The sequence below is a fragment of the Ureibacillus sinduriensis BLB-1 = JCM 15800 genome (assembly GCF_000772955.1).
GTDB classification, from domain to species: Bacteria; Bacillota; Bacilli; order Bacillales_A; family Planococcaceae; genus Ureibacillus; species Ureibacillus sinduriensis.
Genome location: NZ_JPVO01000047.1, coordinates 37,014 through 57,029 on the forward strand (window position 1 = coordinate 37,014; position 20,016 = coordinate 57,029).

The 20,016-nt window shown below is 41.6% G+C and carries 15 protein-coding genes; 11 read left to right on the forward strand and 4 right to left on the reverse strand.

The window, feature by feature from the left end:
* Nucleotides 1-248: 248 nt before the first annotated feature.
* The 3 genes from CD33_RS07465 (at nucleotide 249) to CD33_RS07475 (ending at nucleotide 2,877) form a co-directional block, all read left to right on the forward strand.
* A complete protein-coding gene (locus CD33_RS07465) occupies nucleotides 249-1,328 on the forward strand; it encodes a metallophosphoesterase (RefSeq protein WP_036199670.1) in 1,080 nt (359 codons plus the stop codon).
* 126 nt (nucleotides 1,329-1,454) lie between these two features.
* The gene (locus CD33_RS07470) at nucleotides 1,455-2,282 is read left to right on the forward strand and encodes an undecaprenyl-diphosphate phosphatase (protein WP_036199672.1); all 828 of its coding nucleotides are present in this window, start codon (nucleotides 1,455-1,457) and stop codon (nucleotides 2,280-2,282) included.
* Between the two features lie 157 nt (nucleotides 2,283-2,439).
* Nucleotides 2,440-2,877 carry a cell wall hydrolase gene (locus tag CD33_RS07475; RefSeq protein ID WP_036199675.1) on the forward strand — a complete coding sequence of 146 codons (438 nt, stop codon included), beginning with the start codon at nucleotides 2,440-2,442 and terminating at the stop codon, nucleotides 2,875-2,877.
* A gap of 312 nt (nucleotides 2,878-3,189) precedes the next feature.
* Here CD33_RS07475 and CD33_RS07480 read toward each other — a convergent pair whose 3' ends face one another.
* Entirely contained in the window at nucleotides 3,190-3,990 is an 801-nt protein-coding gene (locus tag CD33_RS07480) for a TIGR00266 family protein (protein WP_036199678.1), read from the reverse strand.
* Nucleotides 3,991-4,174: 184 nt separating this feature from the next.
* Between CD33_RS07480 and CD33_RS07485 the strand changes: the two genes are divergently transcribed.
* The 3 genes from CD33_RS07485 (at nucleotide 4,175) to CD33_RS07495 (ending at nucleotide 9,149) form a co-directional block, all read left to right on the forward strand.
* A complete protein-coding gene (locus CD33_RS07485; protein ID WP_036199903.1) occupies nucleotides 4,175-5,656 on the forward strand; it encodes an aldehyde dehydrogenase family protein in 1,482 nt (493 codons plus the stop codon).
* A 22-nt stretch (nucleotides 5,657-5,678) separates the two neighbouring features.
* Nucleotides 5,679-6,848 (forward strand): saccharopine dehydrogenase family protein, encoded by a 1,170-nt coding sequence (locus CD33_RS07490; RefSeq protein ID WP_036199681.1) that lies wholly within the window; start codon nucleotides 5,679-5,681, stop codon nucleotides 6,846-6,848.
* Between the two features lie 138 nt (nucleotides 6,849-6,986).
* Nucleotides 6,987-9,149, forward strand: coding sequence for a beta-propeller domain-containing protein (locus tag CD33_RS07495; RefSeq protein ID WP_036199684.1), 2,163 nt, complete (start codon nucleotides 6,987-6,989; stop codon nucleotides 9,147-9,149).
* Between the two features lie 71 nt (nucleotides 9,150-9,220).
* Here the strand turns inward: CD33_RS07495 and CD33_RS20685 are convergent, their stop codons facing one another.
* Entirely contained in the window at nucleotides 9,221-10,663 is a 1,443-nt protein-coding gene (locus CD33_RS20685) for a polysaccharide deacetylase family protein (protein ID WP_036199687.1), read from the reverse strand.
* 133 nt (nucleotides 10,664-10,796) lie between these two features.
* Here CD33_RS20685 and CD33_RS07505 point away from each other — a divergent pair, with 133 nt between their 5' ends.
* On the forward strand, nucleotides 10,797-11,546 hold the full coding sequence (locus tag CD33_RS07505) for a threonine/serine exporter family protein (RefSeq protein ID WP_084591291.1): 750 nt from the start codon (nucleotides 10,797-10,799) through the stop codon (nucleotides 11,544-11,546).
* 18 nt (nucleotides 11,547-11,564) lie between these two features.
* The gene (locus CD33_RS07510; protein ID WP_036199904.1) at nucleotides 11,565-12,047 is read left to right on the forward strand and encodes a threonine/serine exporter family protein; all 483 of its coding nucleotides are present in this window, start codon (nucleotides 11,565-11,567) and stop codon (nucleotides 12,045-12,047) included.
* Nucleotides 12,048-12,334: 287 nt separating this feature from the next.
* Here CD33_RS07510 and CD33_RS07520 read toward each other — a convergent pair whose 3' ends face one another.
* Entirely contained in the window at nucleotides 12,335-14,362 is a 2,028-nt protein-coding gene (locus tag CD33_RS07520; protein ID WP_036199695.1) for a sensor domain-containing protein, read from the reverse strand.
* Between the two features lie 445 nt (nucleotides 14,363-14,807).
* Here CD33_RS07520 and CD33_RS07525 point away from each other — a divergent pair, with 445 nt between their 5' ends.
* From CD33_RS07525 to CD33_RS07535, 3 genes are all read left to right on the forward strand, one after another.
* Entirely contained in the window at nucleotides 14,808-16,541 is a 1,734-nt protein-coding gene (locus tag CD33_RS07525; protein WP_036199698.1) for an ABC transporter ATP-binding protein, read from the forward strand.
* Nucleotides 16,541-18,367, forward strand: a complete 1,827-nt coding sequence (locus tag CD33_RS07530) for an ABC transporter ATP-binding protein (RefSeq protein ID WP_036199701.1) — start codon at nucleotides 16,541-16,543, stop codon at nucleotides 18,365-18,367. The genes CD33_RS07525 and CD33_RS07530 overlap by 1 nt, the downstream gene beginning before the upstream one ends.
* 102 nt (nucleotides 18,368-18,469) lie before the next feature.
* Nucleotides 18,470-19,348 carry a GNAT family N-acetyltransferase gene (locus CD33_RS07535; RefSeq protein WP_036199704.1) on the forward strand — a complete coding sequence of 293 codons (879 nt, stop codon included), beginning with the start codon at nucleotides 18,470-18,472 and terminating at the stop codon, nucleotides 19,346-19,348.
* Between the two features lie 188 nt (nucleotides 19,349-19,536).
* On the opposite strand, the gene CD33_RS07540 is transcribed toward CD33_RS07535, so the two are convergent.
* On the reverse strand, nucleotides 19,537-19,719 hold the full coding sequence (locus CD33_RS07540) for a hypothetical protein (protein WP_036199707.1): 183 nt from the start codon (nucleotides 19,717-19,719) through the stop codon (nucleotides 19,537-19,539).
* Nucleotides 19,720-20,016 lie beyond the last annotated feature (297 nt).

Consider the following 20,016-nt stretch of genomic DNA (forward strand, 5'->3'; position numbering starts at 1 on the left):
TTCGAAGAGGTGGAGGGTCTGGGATTTTCATGTGAAAAGTGCTGCATGGGGTGGATAGGGCGGAATGCTACTGGGGCGTCTTGAATTTTCGCCAAGAAAAAGAACGCTCCATCTATCCGGGTTCGCTTCATCTTCATTCTTCTGAAAACAAAAAATCCCCCGACTCCAAATTCCACAAAACCGCTGGAAATGAACAAACAATTCCAAAATGGTATACTTTTTTATATTGAATATGGGGGGATATGCATATGGGGAGGATTCTGGGCATAACAATAGCGCTCATTCTATATAGTGCGATTACGGCTTATTTAGGAATGAATTTGAAAAAGTGGCTTGAAGCAATTCATTTGTTCCGTTGGCCGATCGTTTATTGGAGTATCTTGTTTTTAATTTCATTCAGTTTTCTTATTGGAAGAATGCACGATATTCTCGGACCTTTATCGGTTGTGGGGAATTATTGGATGTTCTTTTTTGAGTACGGCCTTATATTATGTATCATCGCCAATCTCTTTATCACTTTTACGCCTTATAAAAATGTGACTGTTGTCGGCTCTGTTGTCGTGGGGCTTTTGGTCGCTCTATTTGCGTGGGGTACATACAATGCGTATTCACCGGTAGTTCGAAATTTGGAGATTTCCATCGATAAGCCAGGTGAGCCAATGAGATTGGTGGTGGCCTCGGATTTTCATCTGGGAGTTCTTTCGCATAAAAACCATTTGCAAAAATTTGTGGATTTATCCAATGAGGCCAATCCGGACGCAGTACTATTAGTAGGGGATATTGTGGATGATGATCCTGTCTGGTTTGTGGATGAGGGGATGGATCAAGTGATGAATCAGCTGAAAGCAACATATGGTGTTTATGGAGTGCTTGGAAATCATGAATACTATGGAGGGAAAATCCCGCAATTTATCGACGAAATGAAGGGTTCCAATGTCCAAATCTTAATGGATGAAACCATATTGGTTGGAAATCGTTTTTATCTAACGGGCCAGGAAGACGCAACAAACGATAAACGAAAGAAAATACAAGAATTGAAGCCGGAAAATGCGGTTATGCCATGGGTTGTCATGAACCATACCCCGTACGATTTGCATGAGCCGCAGGATGCGGGCGTTGACCTTCATTTATCGGGGCATACGCATTTAGGGCAATTATGGCCGAATAATTTTATTACGAACCAGATTTTCGAATTGGATTATGGCCATATGAAAAAAGGGGACATGCATGCCCTTGTATCCTCGGGGTTTGGTTTTTGGGGGCCGCCGATGCGAATCGGAAGCCGTTCGGAATTGTGGGTAGTGGATATCACATTCAAAGAGAGTTAGTCGCAGTTGCAGCCAGGGACGTATGGACAACAAAAAGTGCATCATGTATTGTAAATTAAGTAAATTAAATAGTTACGTAGAATTGCGTAATGGATGGAAAAAAATGATGAGGAGTTAAAACAACGTATGGAATTTTTTGATTTAATGAAAGCCATTATCCTCGGATTTGTTGAGGGGATGACGGAATTCGCGCCCGTTTCGTCTACGGGGCATATGATTATTGTCGATGACTTATGGCTCAATACTAAGGAGTTTTTAGGGAGTGGGTCGGCAAATACCTTTAAAATTGTCATTCAACTAGGTTCCATTTTGGCCGTTGTATTCGTCATGTGGAAACGGATGCTTAGTTTGGTCGGCTTATATAAAATTAAAGGACAAACAGCCTCCCGTAAATTTAACTTGGGACATGTTATTGCCGGTATTATCCCAGCCGGAGTATTGGGCGTATTATTTGAAGACTTTATCGACGAAAATCTTTTCTCCACTAATACGGTAATCATTGGTTTGATTATCGGGGCGATCTGGATGATTATTGCCGATCGGTTTGGAGAAAGAAAAACGATGATCACCTCATTGGACGACATTTCCTATGGTAAAGCGTTCAAAATCGGGTTAATTCAATGTTTATCTCTATGGCCAGGTTTCTCCCGATCCGGTGCTACCATTTCAGGAGGGGTAATGCTTGGGCTGGACCATAAAACAGCTGCCGACTTTACCTTCATTATGGCGGTTCCGATTATGGCGGGGGCAAGTGGTTTATCGTTGATAAAAAACTGGAGCGACCTAGAACCGAGCCATACAGGTTTTTATATCCTTGGCTTTATTAGTGCCTTCGTGTTTGCCTTAATTGCGATTAAATTCTTCTTAAGACTTATTTCAAAGGTCAAACTTGTACCATTTGCAATTTACCGTATTGTTCTGGCGGTTGTGTTAATCGTAGTTTTATATTTATAGTAATGCGTTCGTCTCAAAAGAAGGTAATTCTTTTGGGACGTTTTTTATTTTGTGTTGAATGATTTGTTATCATTCGGTTTGTCGATTCAGCTTATTCATCTTTTAAATTATGACATCATCTTACACTTTTCTTCATACTATAGTTTGGGGTGAGAAAATGGCGAGAGTAAAATTCAGAGATAAGGACGTTGACTTAATTGCAAGGATGATGAGGGCGGAAGCAGAAGGTGAAGGCAATCAAGGGATGCTCTATGTGGGCAATGTCATTGTGAACCGGCTTGCCGCCAATTGTTTGGACTTCAGGGATTTACGATCGATTGAGGATGTCATCTTTCAGGTGCAGGGCGGAAATTATTCTTTTGAAGCGGTGCAAAAGGGAAATTTATTTTATAACCGGGCCAGGGAAAACGAACAAAGATTAGCGAGACAAGTTTTGAATTATTGGAGGCAACAACCGGGAAAATACGCGCTTTGGTATTTTAATCCTTATGCACCATGTCCAGATACTTGGTACAGTCAACCGTTTGCCGGTCAATTTAAAAATCATTGCTATTATGAACCGGCTGCTGGTACTTGCCCAGGAGTTTATACGTAAATCGGCAAAAAGTACATTTTCTCCGATTAACTGAACTAGAACATATTATCGCCAAAGGGGGACTTCCTGATAAAAGGAGTTCCTTTTTTAATTAGTGGAGATGCATTTACTTCAGGTACCGGATGGGCCATCTGTGATATCAATGGGGTGGTGAATTAGGGAGGACTCTGTAGTTTTGCGCGAAGGGTGTTGTCGAATACTTGGACACTGTGTCTACAGCTTGGAAGGCATCTACGCTAAAAAGTTGCAGCAGGTCTATAATAAAAATGTGAAGGTCTCCCGCAATAGGAGACCTCCACATTTGGATAACAATTACTTATTGAACATATTAAACAAGCCGCCGATTCCGCCTTCACCGGCACTTTGCCCCCCTCCGCCTTGAGAAACAGGTGCAGCGGCAAATACCCGGCTAGCTAGACGGCTAAATGGTAATGATTGAACCCAAACAGTACCTGGACCGCGCAAAGAAGCTAGGAAAATACCTTCTCCGCCGAATAGTGCAGTTTTCACGCCGCCAACAGGCTGAATGTCATAATCCACATCCGAAGTCATGGCGACAAGACAGCCAGTATCGACCAGGATCTTTTGTCCGGGTTGCAGGCCAATTCTTTTGATTGCTCCACTTGCATGGATGAACGCCATGCCGTCACCTTCAAGCTTTTGCATGATGAAGCCTTCCCCACCGAAGAAACCAACCCCGATTTTACGTTGGAACTCGATCCCGATTGAGACTCCCTTTGCCGCAGCTAAGAAAGCATCTTTCTGACAAATGATTTTGCCGTTGTAGACACTTAAATCCATCGGGATGATTTTACCGGGATATGGAGAAGCAAAATAAACATGTCTTTTCCCTTGGCCGACATTTGTGAATGTAGTCATGAATAAACTTTCACCAGTCAGCATGCGTTTCCCGGCACCCATTAATTTCCCCATTAAGCCGCCACCGCCGCCGTTACTTGAACCATCCCCAAAAATTGTTTCCATTTTAATTGCTTCATCCATCATCATTAAGCTACCTGCTTCAGCAATGGCTGTTTCGTTCGGGTCCAACTCCACTTCAACGTATTGCATATCATCGCCGTACAATTTGTAATCTATTTCATGATTGTTCATTATTCATATCCTCCTAGTTTTTATAATAAATATATACCATCTAAGGTTACGTTTTCCTTCTTTAAAAAGTTTCATCTAATAAATTTTACTTTGCATTAATAATCTATAAAGAGGTTTTATGAAGAAAATGGAGAATAAAGAACAATATAATGGTCTATTCGAGCTAGATTGTGAGGAGGATGTTATGGAACTTCAAAACTTTATCGGTGGTAAATGGACATCTAATGAGGAACTTGAAACAATTCCTGTTGTGAATCCGGCAAACAACGAACAACTTGCAACTGTGCCGCTTTCAACAAAACAACAAGTGGCTAAAGCCGTAGCTGCCGCAAAAAAGGCTCAGAGATCTTGGGCGCGTATACCGGCACCAAAACGAGCGGATTATTTATATGAAATTGGACACAAATTGAAAGAAAAGAAGGAATATCTTGCCCAAGTTTTAACAAAGGAAATGGGGAAGGTAATCGAAGAGGCACGTGGAGAGGTTCAAGAAGGTATCGATATGGCGTTTTATATGGCTGGTGAAGGGAGACGGTTGTTTGGTGAAACAACACCTTCCGAGCTTGCGGATAAATTCGCCATGAGTGTTCGGGCACCGATTGGAGTGGTTGGGCTTATTACACCATGGAATTTTCCAATTGCCATTGCGACGTGGAAATCCTTCCCTGCACTTGTGGCTGGAAATACCTTTGTCTGGAAACCGGCGACCGAAACCCCGATGATGGCCTATGAAATGGCAAAAATATTCGAAGAAGTAGGCTTGCCTGACGGAGTGGCCAATGTTGTTTTTGGGGCTGGTTCTACTGTAGGGACTGAATTAATAGAGCATCCGGATGTAAAAGTGATCTCCTTTACCGGGTCGACTGAAACAGGCAGCAAAATAGCTGAATTAGGTGGCAGACACTTGAAGAAAGTCTCGCTTGAAATGGGCGGAAAAAACGCTGTGATCGTCATGGAAGATGCGGACTTGCAATTAGCCGTTGAAGGCATCGTCTGGAGTGCTTTTGGGACTGCAGGTCAACGTTGTACGGCATGCAGTCGGGTTATCGTGCATAAAGATGTGAAAAACAAACTGCAGCAAATGCTTGTTGAAGAGATTCGTAAGTTAACGATCGGCGATGGCCTTGATGAGGATAATAAAATAGGGCCGGTAATTAATGGGGCTGCCCTGGAGAAAATCAATCACTATGTTCAAGTCGGAAAACAAGAAGGAGCTACACTACTCATTGGGGGAAAATCGTTAACATCGCCGCCGTATAATAAGGGTTTTTACTTTGAGCCAACCGTTTTTACAAATGTGAAAAATGATATGATCATTGCCCAGGAGGAGATTTTTGGTCCTGTCCTAAGCATCATCGAAGTGGCTGATTTGGAAGAAGCCATTGAAGTGAACAACAGTGTGAAATTCGGCTTGTCGAGTTCCATTTTCTCACGAGACGTCAATAAAATATTCAAGGCCCAAAGAGATTTGGATACGGGCATCGTATATGTCAATGCAGGCACTACAGGAGCGGAAATCCATTTGCCTTTTGGTGGTACAAAAGGGACCGGGAATGGACACCGCGACTCAGGTCAAGCGGCTTTGGACGTCTATACAGAGTGGAAAAGTATATACGTGGACTATAGCGGGAAACTTCAACGGGCGCAAATTGACACTGGAAACTAAACAGCGAAAGGGGATGTGTATGATGAAAGTGGTAGTTTTAGGCGCTGGCTTGATGGGGAAAGAGGTTGCGCGGGATTTAAATTCCAGTGAAAAGGTAGAAAAGGTGTATTTAGCGGATATAGATACAGATGCTGCTCAAAAATTTGTTGATTCCCTGGAGTCCGACAAGATCGAAGTGGTTGCATTAAACGCAAGAAATGAAGATGAGCTGCGGACGGTCATGGTCAAAGGCGACGTTTGTGTCAATGCACTATTTTATGAGTTTAATAAAATTGTCGCGAAAACGGCAATTGAAGTGGGGGTTCATTCGGTAGATCTGGGCGGGCATATCGGGGAAGTGACGGAACACTTGCTAACATTGCATGATGAGGCAAAAGCAAAGAACGTTACGTTAATACCCGATTTAGGTGTGGCGCCAGGAATGATCAACATTTTGGCGGGATATGGAGTTTCGAAATTGGACTCAGTTGAATCCATTAAACTTTATGTCGGCGGTATCCCAACGAAACCGGAACCACCGCTGAATTATACGTTGGTCTTTTCACTTGATGGTGTATTTGACCATTATACGGAGCCGGCCAAGGTAATTCAGGGAGGTAAACTAACAGAAGTGCCGTCGCTGGCTGGAGTCGAGCCAATTTATTTTGATCATTATGGTGTCCTGGAGGCTTTTTATACTTCAGGAGGCACTTCAACACTTATCAATACATTCCCGAATGTTAAAACTTTGGAGTACAAAACGATCCGTTATAAAGGGCATGCAGACCAATTCAAGCTTCTTAGGGATTTAGGATTTTTAAGTAAAGACAACATCGTGGAAGTTGATGGAAAGCAATTGCTCGTACGGGATGTTATACGCGAAGCTTTAAAGAAAAAGCTAGATTTAGGGGATAAAGAAGATGCGGTATTATTACGCGTGATCGTATCCGGTGAAAAATCGGGGGAGCAAGTAACGTACGAATACGAATTGAATATTAAACGGGATGCCGAGACAACGATGACGGCAATGGCCCGTGCTACGGCTTGCACCATTGCCGCAGTCGCCATCATGGTGGGCAGTGGCGTTATACAGGATCGTGGCGTTTTCCCGCCGGAATCCATTGTACCAGGTGATGAGTATATCGAAAAAATGGCAAGACGTGGAGTCATGATCAAAGAAACTTCCCACAGATCAACAATCGTCAAATGGTAAAGCAAAAATAATCCAAGTGTGTGAAGAACTTAACATTCTTCACACATTTTTATTTTGAAATTAATTACAAATATTTGAAACGAAAATCAAGATTGAAAGTCTAATCGATTAAAGAGGCAAACTAAAGGAGTGAATCAATTGAAACGAAGATTTTTTGCAGGCGGAGTCCTGTTAGTGGCGATTGCGATGGCCACAGGTGTAATCTTTTTCTTTTTCGGTCAAAAGCTTGAAGTGACCAGTGCATCGACGGTCATGGAAAAGCAGCCATATCATGTCCACTTTTCGGAAATGATTGATGAGGATAGTGTGAAGGATCAAGCAATTTATGTAACCGCTGAAAATGGGGAACGAGTGAAAGCCGTCATTACACTGCAAGAAAACAAACAATCTCTTGCTATTGAGGATTTGTTGCCAGGTTCATACGTCTTGCATGTTGAAGAAACAGCGTTTAAACAAAAATCCATTCATGCCAAAAAGCAAATGATTGAGTTTAAAGTTGTTGAGAAAATGGAGGACATTACGTCGGTTCAAGATTTACAAGACTATTTCCAAACCATTTTAAACAGAGAAGCAAAAAATCGCCATCTATCCACAACAACTGTTGAGGAAAGTTCGGATATGTCGAACTCAAGCGGATCATCCGATAAGGCAAGTGGGGATGGCGGGTCATCCTTTTCATCGACAAATAACCAGGTAGAGGACATCGAAGAAGGGGACACTGTTGTTACGGATGGTCGTTTTATTTATTCCATAGTTGACAATCAAATTATGATAACAGATGTAACGAAGCCACAATTAAAGATTGCCGGCAACATCAAATTAGATTCAGACAGCTATCCAACCCAGTTGATGATTCACAACGATATGCTGATCGTCATTACAGATCAATATATCGAAGCGGAAAAAGAAGGCTATGTCGGCGGGTTCAGTATGACCAAAGCTGCCTTTTACAATGTGAAGGATGCGAAAAATCCGCGCTTGATACGTGAAATTGGGCAGGACGGCTACATGAATGGCATCCGTAAATTCGATAATACACTTTATATCGTGACAAATAAAACACCGGACTACTGGCTATTATCGGAGAACGAGGAAGTTGAGCTTCGGCCATATATGTACGATAGTGCAAAGAGCGAAGAGCTGGAGCCGATGGCGATTGATAAATTAACGATTCTTCCAGGATCAAGTGAACCGAATTATACAATTATTTCTGCGATAGACTTGAAGAATTTCGAAAATAAAAAGGTTGAAACGAAAGGTTTCTTGGGAGGAAGTTCCGCGCTTTATATGTCAAAGGATGCATTATATCTGACAGCGGTAAATTACTTGCCTGTAACATTTGAAGGCAGCGGAACATCAAAAATCGCGGCGGATAGGGCAATTATGCCTGTAGGTGCCGGAAATACGGATATTTATAAGTTCGCCATTGATGGTGTAAATGTAGAGTTTAAAGCAACGACATCTTTCGCCGGGACGGTGCTGAACCAATTTTCGATGGATGAACATGAAGGTTATTTCCGTGTGGCAGCGACAGAAGGGAATCTATTCGGAAATTCGCAAGAGAGTTCCAAAAATCACTTATTCATCTATAACGAAAATTTAGAAAAAGTAGGAGAAGTAACGGATCTGGCGAAGGGCGAGAAAATCTATTCCGCCCGGTTTATGGGCGATAAAGCCTATATTGTAACCTTTAAGCAGGTAGACCCTTTATTTGTCATTGATCTGGAGAATCCGGAGCAGCCAAAAGTATTGGGCGAATTGAAAATCCCGGGCTTTAGTAACTATCTCCATCCTTTGGACGAAAATCATTTAATAGGCATTGGATATGCCACTGAAAACCGGGTAGATGGTGTTTCAAAGACGCCGTTTACAACAACTGCAGGAATTAAGATATCCCTATTCGATATTACAGACTATACTAAACCAAAAGAACAGGACTCTGTTGTAATTGGCGGTCGAGGTACGCATTCGGAGGTGGAATATAATCATAAGGCATTGTTCATAAATGAACAGTATAATTATTATGGTTTCCCTGTAAGTATATATGAGGCGAAAGGCGAGTATGACGTCGAGTATAAAGGTTCCGGGGCACTTGTGTATGAAATCACGGCTGAAAATGGGATAAGATTAAAAGGCAATCTTGTAAAAGATGCAACAGAAGGTGAAGAATATGAGGACTGGGAATCGGTTATTTCGCGATTGATGTATATTGATAATACACTCTACACGGTTTCCAGGGAAGATATTCGAAGTTACGACTTGCAAACTTTCAATAAAACTGGCAGTGTGCGATTCCCATAAAAGGGAAGGCGATGAAATGGTTGATACATTTCATCGCCTTTTTTGTTGCAGTTCGATCAATAAACAGTCGGTTACTTTTGGGAGTTTAAGATTTCACTTACCGTTACACATTCATAGCCCTGCTTTTGCAAATAGATTAAGACGCTCTCCAAACCATCCGCTGTCGATTGATGGATATCGTGCATTAGAATAATATCGTTATTTTTAATACTCTTTTGAATCATTGGCAATAGTTTGCTAGAGTCGCGATACTTCCAATCCAAAGTATCGATTGTCCACAAGACGACTGGCATTTCCATTAAATCTGTCACCTGTTTATTTTTTGCTCCATAAGGCGGGCGGAAAACGGTAGGGTAATGTCCGGTTGCTTTATAGATTATATTGTTCGTGGAATCGACTTCCGATAATATGTTTTCCGGTTTCAGCTTTGTCAAATTTGCATGTTTCCATGTATGGTTTCCGATTTCATGTCCTCTCGACAAGACATCATTCGCAACAGTGGCGTTTTCTTGAACCTGTTTCCCGACCATGAAAAAGGTTGCTTTGGCATGATATTTATCCAACGTATTTAATATTTCGCTTGTAATGGATTTGTGTGGTCCATCATCAAAGGTTAAAGCAACGCGCTTCCCTGGTTTTTCCTTTTGCCCAGGTGAAAGAATCGTAATCTCGCTTTTTGTTTGTGTTTGAAATTCGGGTGCTAAAATAGGATTAATAAACGTCAATGGAATAGAGAGTGAGGGGGACCCGATCGCATTGTTCGAAAATTCGCCTTTATTATAGTAAAGAACCAATGAATCATTTTCGATGGCGAAGCGGTTATAGCGCTCCCAATAAGGATATGAAGCTTGTTTCCATTTTGCTAGATTAATATTATCTTTATAGCCTTTTTGTCCCAGCATTTTTTGATATACGTATTTTGAAAGCTTTTCGAGATTTTTTACATCTTGATTAAATAAATACCATGGTACAATCTTCTGTCCCGTCTTTTCATTGAAGACCACCGTATTGAAGGTCTCGTAAGTATTTTTCCCGTCCAAAGTCTCTTTTTTCGTAAAGATGATAGAATAATAGGTTTGTTTGTATTTACTAATCTTTACTTGAATTTTCAGATTGCTTTTTGCGAGAGGGTTATGTTGTTTCTTCTGCTCTGCTGCCGATAAATATTGCTGCTTAGTCGTTTCTATGTATTGTGTAATTTCCTTGTTCAGCTTTTCGTATTTTGTTACTGGAAGCATGATGGAATATGGGGGTGTTGAGTCATCGGAAGTTTCTTTAAAAAGTTGGATCCCCTCGAAATCAGAAGGTACTTCGATGGCTGACTCAATTGCACGCTTTTCTTCTATTTCGCCTTGGGAAACTGGTTTTTTCGTTTGTTCAGTGCGACTGCTGGCAGAAACGGTCGTCTCCTGGTATTTCGAGTCGCCGGTTATAAAGATAAACATTCCGATCAGCACAGTTAACGTGAAAATGGAACTAAGCAATAAAACATCCAACCAAGGTTGACGTTTCATGTTACTACTCCTCTCTTTTCAAAAGTTCTTGACAAAACTACCTAGTTCATTAAAAATAAGCAAAATATGTATTGAGTTATGTGAATCTGTTCGATAATATGAGCAAGGAGAAAAAAGGAGTGACGAAAAAGTGATGAATAAAGAACAACAATATGAATTAGCACTCGATTGCTTGTTATTAGCTGGCCGGATGATGATGGAAAGCGGTGCTGAAACTTATCGTGTTGAAGATACTATGCTCCGTATGGCTCGCTCACAAAATATCGAAGATGCACAAAGTTATGTCACTCCAACAGGTATAATCCTATCTTTGGGAAAAAGCCAAGTAACCAAAATCACTTCGATTACATCAAGAATTACGGACCTGCATAAGATTGCTAAAGTGAATAACGTTTCTCGTAAGCTTTCAGTTCAAATGATAACATTAGAAGAAGCTTATGACGAGTTAAGAATGATACAAAAAACAAATTATTTTTTGCCTGTTCACATACAGGCGTTGGCCGCCTCGATTGCCAGCAGTTGCTTTTTGGTTTTATTTAATGGGTATTGGTCGGATATGCCTGCTGCCTTTGTCGCCGGAGGGGTAGGATTTATTGTGATGCTCATTTTTCAGAAATTGACAAGGGTGAAATTTTTCTCTGAATTTTTGGCCGCGTCGGTAGTAGGGTTACTTGCTTCTCTTGCAGTCCATTTTGGCCTTGGAAGTGAAATGGATAAAATAATAGTAGGGGCAGTAATGCCGCTCGTTCCGGGGCTATTAATAACGAATGCTGTTCGGGATTTGATGGCCGGCCACTTTACAGCAGGTATTGCAAAAGGGACTGAAGCATTTTTAACTGCATTTGCAATCGGTTCAGGTATTGCAGTCATAGTTGCGTTTTAGGGGGAGTGGCGAATGGATATGGAGTTAATCATACAATTGATCTTTAGTTTTATCTTTACTGCCTGCTTCGGAGTCATCTTTAACGCGCCAACCAAAGCAATCCCTTATTGCGGCTTCGTTGGGGCGATTGGCTGGATTATCTATTATACTCTTATACGATATGATGTAACGGAGGTTCAATCTTCCTTTATCGGGGCTTTTGTCGTTGCGATAGTGGCTCAAGTTTTTGCCCGCCGCTTTAAAATGCCCATCATTATTTTTAATGTATCGGGGATTATCCCGCTCGTTCCGGGTGGTATTGCTTATAATACTATGCGCAATATAGTGGAACTAGACTATACGATGGGGATTCAAAATGGCATGAGGGCCTTCATGATCTCGGGTGCCATTGCAATGGGACTCGTCTTTGCGGAAGTGATTATACAATTGATGATGAGGATGTTTAAAATAGGCAGGACGTCCATGCAATCTTTTGCCCGTGCTAAAAGGCGGCAAAAGTAAGATGGTAGATGGCCCGGTTGTTGAAAGAATGACTGGGGACCACTTTAACAACTTGGACAGAAGTGGAAAAATGGAAAAATCTATATTAAGAAATTGATACTATATATTGATTGGAGTGGAGGGGCGACTCCTGGGGGAACAGAACGAGGGAGAGACGCTCGTGTCGAGCCGAGCCATTGGATGCGCGTCCTTCGCAACGGAAATCAATTTAAGCTACATCAAGAAAACACCATTTTCCTTCTCATGGAAAGGAAAATGGTGTTTTCGGCTTATGTCCCAGCCTCTTTTTAATTGACCGAACTGACCATAAGTTTCGTGATCACATCTTCAGCAACCGGTTTACTGATCAAATAGCCCTGGATTGCATCGCAGCCATACTCTTGCAGGAGTTGCTGCTGTTCCTTCGTTTCCACACCTTCCGCTAAGACGGTTAAGTTCATGGATTTACCGAACTGAACCATTCCGTGAATCAAACGTTGTGCTTTTTCGGATTGAAGAAGTGATTGAATAAACGTCTGGTCTATTTTCAACGTTTCGATAGGCAATAGCTGCATGTAACGGAAAGATGCGTAGCCTGTCCCAAAGTCATCCAGGATAAAGACGATACCTTCTTCTTCGAGCTGGCGCATTTGTTTAATAATCGAAGTTTCCGCCTCCGCTTCCAGTGCAAACTTCTCCGTAATTTCGATTTGTATTAATTTAGCCGGACATTGTGTGTTTTCCAAAGTCGTTAAAATTGATTTTGCCATGTTCTTGTCACGGAATTCACGAACGGATAGGTTAATTGTAACTTTAAGGTCCAAACCTTCTTTATGCCATTTCACGGCTTGCTTGCATGCCTCTTCAATAACAAAAGTTCCGATATTATTGATTAACCCAGTTTCCTCGGCGATTGGTATTAACTCTTCTGGTTTCACCACACCGATTTGGTCGTCTTCCCAGCGGACGAGGGCTTCTACAGCCAAGATTTTACCAGTGTGAATATCGACTTGCGGCTGGTAGAATACTTTTAAATTTTGTTGATCTAGCGCAAGCAATAGGCGTTTTTCAATAATTGATTTACGGTTGATGGCTTTATGTGTTGCATTGGATAATGAAACAATATTATCGCCACCTGCTTCGCGAACATTCGCAATGGTTGCGATGGATGCCTTCATTAAATGCGGGAAAGTCGATTGATCCTGTGGTGAGCGGGTGATGCCCCCGCTGATTGAAATTGGAACAGCAACATTCCCTGCATAGATCGGATTCTGTTTTAAATATGTCAAGAAACCTTGAGTAAACCATTCGCCAAGCGGTGTAATGACCACGAATTCATGTTCGTTCACTCTTGCCATTTCACTATCCTGGAAATAGATCTTCAACCGCTTAGTAAATTCGGTGATTAAGTTATCTTCCATCTTGCTGCTATGCAGTTCTTTAATCGTATAAAATTTATCGATGCTAATATAAACGAAGGAAAAATGGCGTCTTTCCTCAATCATTTCATTCACAACCTGCTCTAATCGGTGTGAGTTCATTAACCCGGTTTCGGGATCGATGTAGGCGATCTTCTCAAGCTGGTGCTTCATTTTTCTTTCATTGGTCGTATCTTTTTCGAACAGAACAAATTCATAGTCCTGGGTTGTCGGCGAATAGGTAGGGATGGCAGTTAAATACACCCAATAAGGCAAACCATCCTTGGTGATTTTTTCTACTTCCCCTTCCCAGATGTGGCCCGAGTTTATCGTTTTCCAAATGGAATCCGTCACTTTCTTGCTGTTTTCATTATCGGGAAACAGCTGCCAAAATGTTTTTCCTAACACACGCTTCGGCGTCCAATGGCTGATTGATAGGAAGTTTGGATTGCAATTGGTAATCAGTCCCTCTGCATCTACTGTTACCACCATATAGGAAGAGTACAATCCATTGATTAGGTCCTGTAGCTTTTTCGTAGAGTCGTCCATGCGAGCATAGGATTCATCAAGAATACAAGTAACTAGTATGGAAGGTTCATTATTGTAGGTGATAGGCGATGTGAAAATAGTTGTTTCAATCAATGTATCTGCTTTTGTTAATAGCCGAACATTTTCAAAGCGCAATGGCTCTTTGCTGGCAAGTATATTTTCATAGGCATCTGTTGATAGGGAAGACAGCAAACCGTTTTTGATATCGGCCGTTTTATTTAAAAAGTCCTCCACTCCATAACCAAAATAACTTTTGCTTAAATCGTTCCAAATTAGCACTTCGTTCGATTGATTTAGTACAAAAGTAGGGAAAGGGGACATATTCACCATTTTCTCGTCCATCACCATTTTCACGTTCTCTTGGCTCATTCGTTGCTCACTCCTAAATAGTCGTAAATTCATACTATATATTATAAAGATTATATGGAAAATAGTCACTATTAAAATGCCGAGAATTTATCATTTATCATCTATAAGGGTAAAAAGTAATGTAATTTCACAAAAGAGATTGTAGATACTATATTCTTAGATAAGAGGGACTATCTGATAGAAAGTGATAAGATGCCAGGTTGAGCATTTGCCCTTGGGTCCAACTACTATTGGTATACTGAAGTATCTAAAATTCTCTCAATTTTTTTAGGAACAAGGTAACTTGCGACTTTTGAGGGTTGGCAACAAATGGGTCTTTGATTTATGCTTAAAATATATATTACGGATTCCGAAAGAATATGAATAAGCTACATTGTGATCAACGTTCGAACAAATATAGGCACCGGGAATAATTGTTCATAATGGAATGTGGGGGATGAATGATTTGAAAACTATTTTTGCTTATGTAAAGCCATATAAATGGCCGGCTTTAATCGCATTCTGTCTGATGCTTACCGAGTTGGTCGTCGAGCTTATTCAACCGTTGATCATCGCCAAGATTATTGATGATGGAATAGTTGCGAAGGATATCGGAACAATCGGTTACTGGGGTTTGATCTTGTTGCTTCTCGCTTTCTCCGCCTTTACAAGCGGGGTGATCAATTCCTTCTTTTCGTCCCATGTAGCCCAAAGCTTTGCTTTTGACCTGCGAAATGCTTTATTTAGTAAAATCCAATCCTTTTCAATGGCCACGTACTTACGGTTTCCGAGCTCGGGGTTGATTACCAGGTTAACTAGTGATGTGCAGCAGGTGCAATCCGTATTATTCATGAGCTTGCGTATTATGATCCGCGCACCGCTGTCGGCTGTGGGAAGTTTGGTCATGGCATTTTTCGTTAATCCGAAAATGGCGATGTTTCTATTAATAGGCACGCCGATATTAATCTTTTTCCTGAACGTCAGTGTAAAAAAAGGGGTGCATCTATTCAGCGAGGTGCAAAGAAGGCTCGATCGAGTAAACCGCGTCCTTCAGGAAAATCTCCAGGCGATTCGATTAGTAAAAGCCTATATGCGCGGAAAACATGAATCAAACCGTTTCAAAGAAGTTTCGAGCAGTTTGCAGGACGACACAATGAAGGCACTCCGGGTAATGGAAACGATTCAACCGGTGCTGTTATTTGTCATGAATATCAGTTTGCTGGGAGCTTTATGGTTCGGGTCTATTGATGTCCGAAATGGCGAGGCGCAGGTAGGGGAACTTGTTGCGGTCGTGAACTATGCTTTACGGATGACGGGCTCCTTTTCGATGTTCGCATTTATTATCAATGCTTTATCCCGTGCGAAAGCCTCCTCGGAGCGCATGGAAGAAATTTTGTTGATCGAGAAGGGGACGGAGACATATCCAGCTTCCACTCGCGCCTTGGACGTAAAGCCTACTCATAATGAAGCACTCCGTTTTGAACATGTCACTTTCCAATACCCCAATACGAAAAAGACGGTTCTCCAGGATATTTCATTCACTGTGGAAAAAGGGGAAAAGCTTGCGATAATGGGGGCAACCGGTTCAGGAAAGTCGACATTGCTCAACTTACTCCCGAGATTTTACGACCCTACAGAAGGGGCGATCATCATAAATGGAAGAAACATTGAGGATTGGCCATTGGAAGAGCTTAGAGAATATATTGGCTATGTTCCGCAAAGCTCCATGTTATTTACGGGATCTATACATGAAAATATAAGCTGGGGGAAACAAGAAGCTTCTATGGAGGAAGTGACGACGGCAGCAATGAATGCCCAAATCCATCATACCGTCGTGAATTTCCCGAGTGGCTATGAAACGAGGGTAGGGCAAAAAGGGGTCAACCTTTCTGGAGGGCAAAAACAGCGCCTATCCATCGCCCGTGCTTTAATACGTAATGCCTCCATCCTTATTCTTGATGATAGTACGAGTGCACTGGATGTAAAAACTGAGACTGCCTTCTGGGATGCCATTGAAGGGGAGGAAGCAACGATGCTTGTTGTAACCCAAAAGATTCGAACTGCAAAAGGGGCCGATCGCATACTATTATTGGATGAAGGACGGGTAATCGGCTACGGAACGCATGAAGAGCTTCTCGGTACAAATGCGCGTTATCTTCAAATTGTCATGTCACAACAAGAGCAAGAAGGTGAAGCGTGATGAAATTCATACGAAAACCGTTTGGCTATGAACCTATCCTGACCAAGGAAGATGTAAAAGGGCCCTTTCAAAAGAAAAAAGGACCAAGGGCAAACAATTGGAAAAACACTTTATTGCGCATTTGGAAAATTGTAGATGAAAAAAGGGCCTTGTTAATTGCTGTCCTATTATTGGTTGTCGTCAGTTCGGTGATGGCTCTGTTGGGCCCTTTCCTGATCGGCCATATGATTGATGAATATGTGTTGAAACAGCAATTCGACGGCATGCTCCCTCTCATTGCCGGTTTAGTTTTTATCTATGTGTTGCTGGCGTTGTCACTATTTTTCCAGAACTATTGGATGATTGGGATTGCACAGGGCGCAGTTTACCGAATGCGTACAAGGGTGTTCCACCATCTTTTGCACTTGCCGATTTCCTATTTCGATAAGCGGCAGCATGGAGAGCTGATGAGTAGGGCAACAAATGATATCGAGACGGTCAGTGCCACTTTAAATACCTCCTTTATCCAAGTTTTCTCAAGTATTTTGACGTTGACGGGCACGGTTATCGTCATGCTGAGCTTAAGTCCTTTCCTGACTTTGCTGACGATGTTGATCATTCCTTTCATGTTTTTTGCAACCCGTTGGATCACCAAAAGAACAGGCAAGCTGTTTAAGGAACAGCAAGCCGCAATCGGGGTATTGAATGGAATGATTGAAGAAACCATTTCCGGTCAGCGGGTTGTAAAAGCATTTTCCCAGGAAGAGCGAATGAAGGAAGAATTTCGCGCAAAGAGTGCCAGGTACAGAAGAACCGGATTTTGGGCCCTAACTTATTCGGGTTTTATTCCGAAAGTAATGAACCTTCTAAACAATATCAGCTTTGCCATTATCGCTGGGGTTGGTGGGTTGCTGGCGTTTAATGGCCATGTTTCCATAGGGACCATCGTGATCTTCACTGAATACTCGCGTCAATTTACACGGCCTTTAAATGATTTGGCCAACCAAATGAATACCGTTTTATCCGCGATTGCGGGGGCGGAACGTGTTTTTGCAATTATGGACGAAAAGCAGGAGGAAGATAGTGGAGTTGTAGATGCCCAGCATAAACTATCGGGGAAAGTGGAATTCCGTGATGTTTCGTTTAAATATGAATCGGCCGAAGATGCTTATACGTTAAAAAATATCAGTTTCCATGTGTTGCCTGGTCAAACAGCAGCTCTGGTAGGGGCAACGGGAGCAGGGAAGACGACTATCATGCAATTGATCGCCAGATTTTACGATGTGGAAAATGGAGAAGTGCTATTTGATGGAATGAATGTGAAGGATATTAAGAGACAGACACTAAGAAGCCAAATGGCCTTCGTTTTGCAAGATTCCTTCCTTTTTGAGGCAAGTGTCTATGAAAATATCCGATATGGCAGACTGGATGCCTCAAATGAAGAAGTGGTGGAGGCTTGCAAAAGGGCGAATGCGCATGATTTCATCATGAAGCTTCCACATGGGTACGACACGATTCTAACGGCTGATGGAAGCGAAATTTCACAGGGTCAAAAGCAGCTTCTCTCGATTGCCAGAGCCTTTGTCGCAGATCCGGTCATTTTGTTGCTGGATGAAGCAACGAGCAGTATTGATACCGTGACAGAGGTGAAAATCCAGCAAGCCCTGGAAGAACTGATGAGGGGAAGAACAAGCTTTGTGATTGCCCATCGTCTAAATACGATTCGCAGTGCAGATATTGTATTTGTCTTGCAGCAAGGGGAGGTAATGGAGTCAGGAAGTCAGAAGGAACTAATGGAGCACAATGGTATTTATGCTAATATGCTTAGCCAATCTGGCATTAAATGAGTTTACTAGGTAATTACATGTAATTGCCCAAAGCACCTTGCGGCTGTATGGAGGTTCATCTAAAATGGAAAGCATAAGTTTAAGAATCGGAGAAATTTATAAATGAATCTTTCAATTATTACGCAGTCGTTTCCAATTGATACGGAAACTTATAGTGAAATAAAAGAATTATGCGAATCTGCATTGGTAGTAGATAACTATAACTACAGTTCAGTTTTGAGTTTGCAAGAATCCTCTAGGCTTGATGTGAAAGGATTTTTTGTCCTAGCCTATGATGATGAACACAATGAATTGGTTGGTGTTGCGAGTGCGATTGACCAAATAGGGCTAAATACGTATGAATGGGCTATCCTTGTGTCCCCGATGTACCGTGATATAGGGTTGGATGAGGCAATACTGAAGGTGATTGGTGATGGGCTGCATCAACGAGGGGCTGAGGGTGAATTGGCCTTGGTCATAGAGAATGATATTGCCCGCCGGATATTTGTGGAAAAGTACGGATATTCGTATAGTTTTTCTGAAGCAACCTTAGAAGCGATGCCCCAAATAATAGAATCGGTTGAATCGGTTCACATCCGCCCTTATCTGGAGGTTACCGATCAAGAGGCTTTGATTGAAATCCTCAGCAATGCTTTTGGTGATCTACGGGAGGAGTCCATCGAGCTGATCCATTTCAATACGATGACCGAAGGCAGAATACTGTGGGTGGCTGAACTGGAAGGTGAGATTGTCGGTACTGTCACTTCTTCGAAAGAAGGAAATGCTCAACTGATTTCCGCTCTCGCTGTACATCCAGACAAGCAAGGTCGAGGTGTCGGAACAGCTCTGCTGAAATGGGTAAAAGATTTTGCGATGCGAGAAGGCAGCACGAATGTCTTGCTCGATGTGGAAGTGGAAAATGAACGTGCCCTAGCTGTTTATGAGAAAGCCGGTTTTATCAAATCAATGCAAGTAGACTATTTCGTTTACACAGGTGAGTAATCAGGAAACCCACAAATCAAATTGTGATTTGTGGGTGTTTTTGTGGGAAGTGTTGAAAGAAACGCGCTCAGTTGTGGAATATTAGATACGTGATTATTACCTTTAATTGTGAGTAAAAGCACTCTTTTATTTTTAAAACCTTAGAGATACAGATACGATATTAGCAATAATCTTTATTCTTATTATCTCTAATAAATCTCTTTATGGTTATTACCTAACAAAATAGTACTAAAAAATGGAAACCAAAAACCAAATAAAATAAAAGCAACACCATTATGTCCTAAGGAAAATAAAACAAACGGCGCAACTAATAGTAATATCGATAAAACAAGTACAAAAATTTGAAATTTCCCCTTTTTCTCACCATTCATAAGTTTTACCACCTATCCAATCGAAGGATTTAAGTTTTCTAAATATTATAATATGTTTCATATCACCATTTACTTAGAAGTTGCTCAATAATTTGACCCTTTAAAGGAAAAAGACGCGTTCCTAAATAAACGCGTCCGAAAATTGAATAACGAATGAATATTCATTACTTTAATTTGGTATCTAATTTTCTTTCAAGTAACTCTACTCGTAATTCCTTTATTAACTCTACATCACTGTTCTTTTTTGACTTTAGCGTAGTTTTATAGAGTTGATTAAAAGCCCAATACGCGATTGAA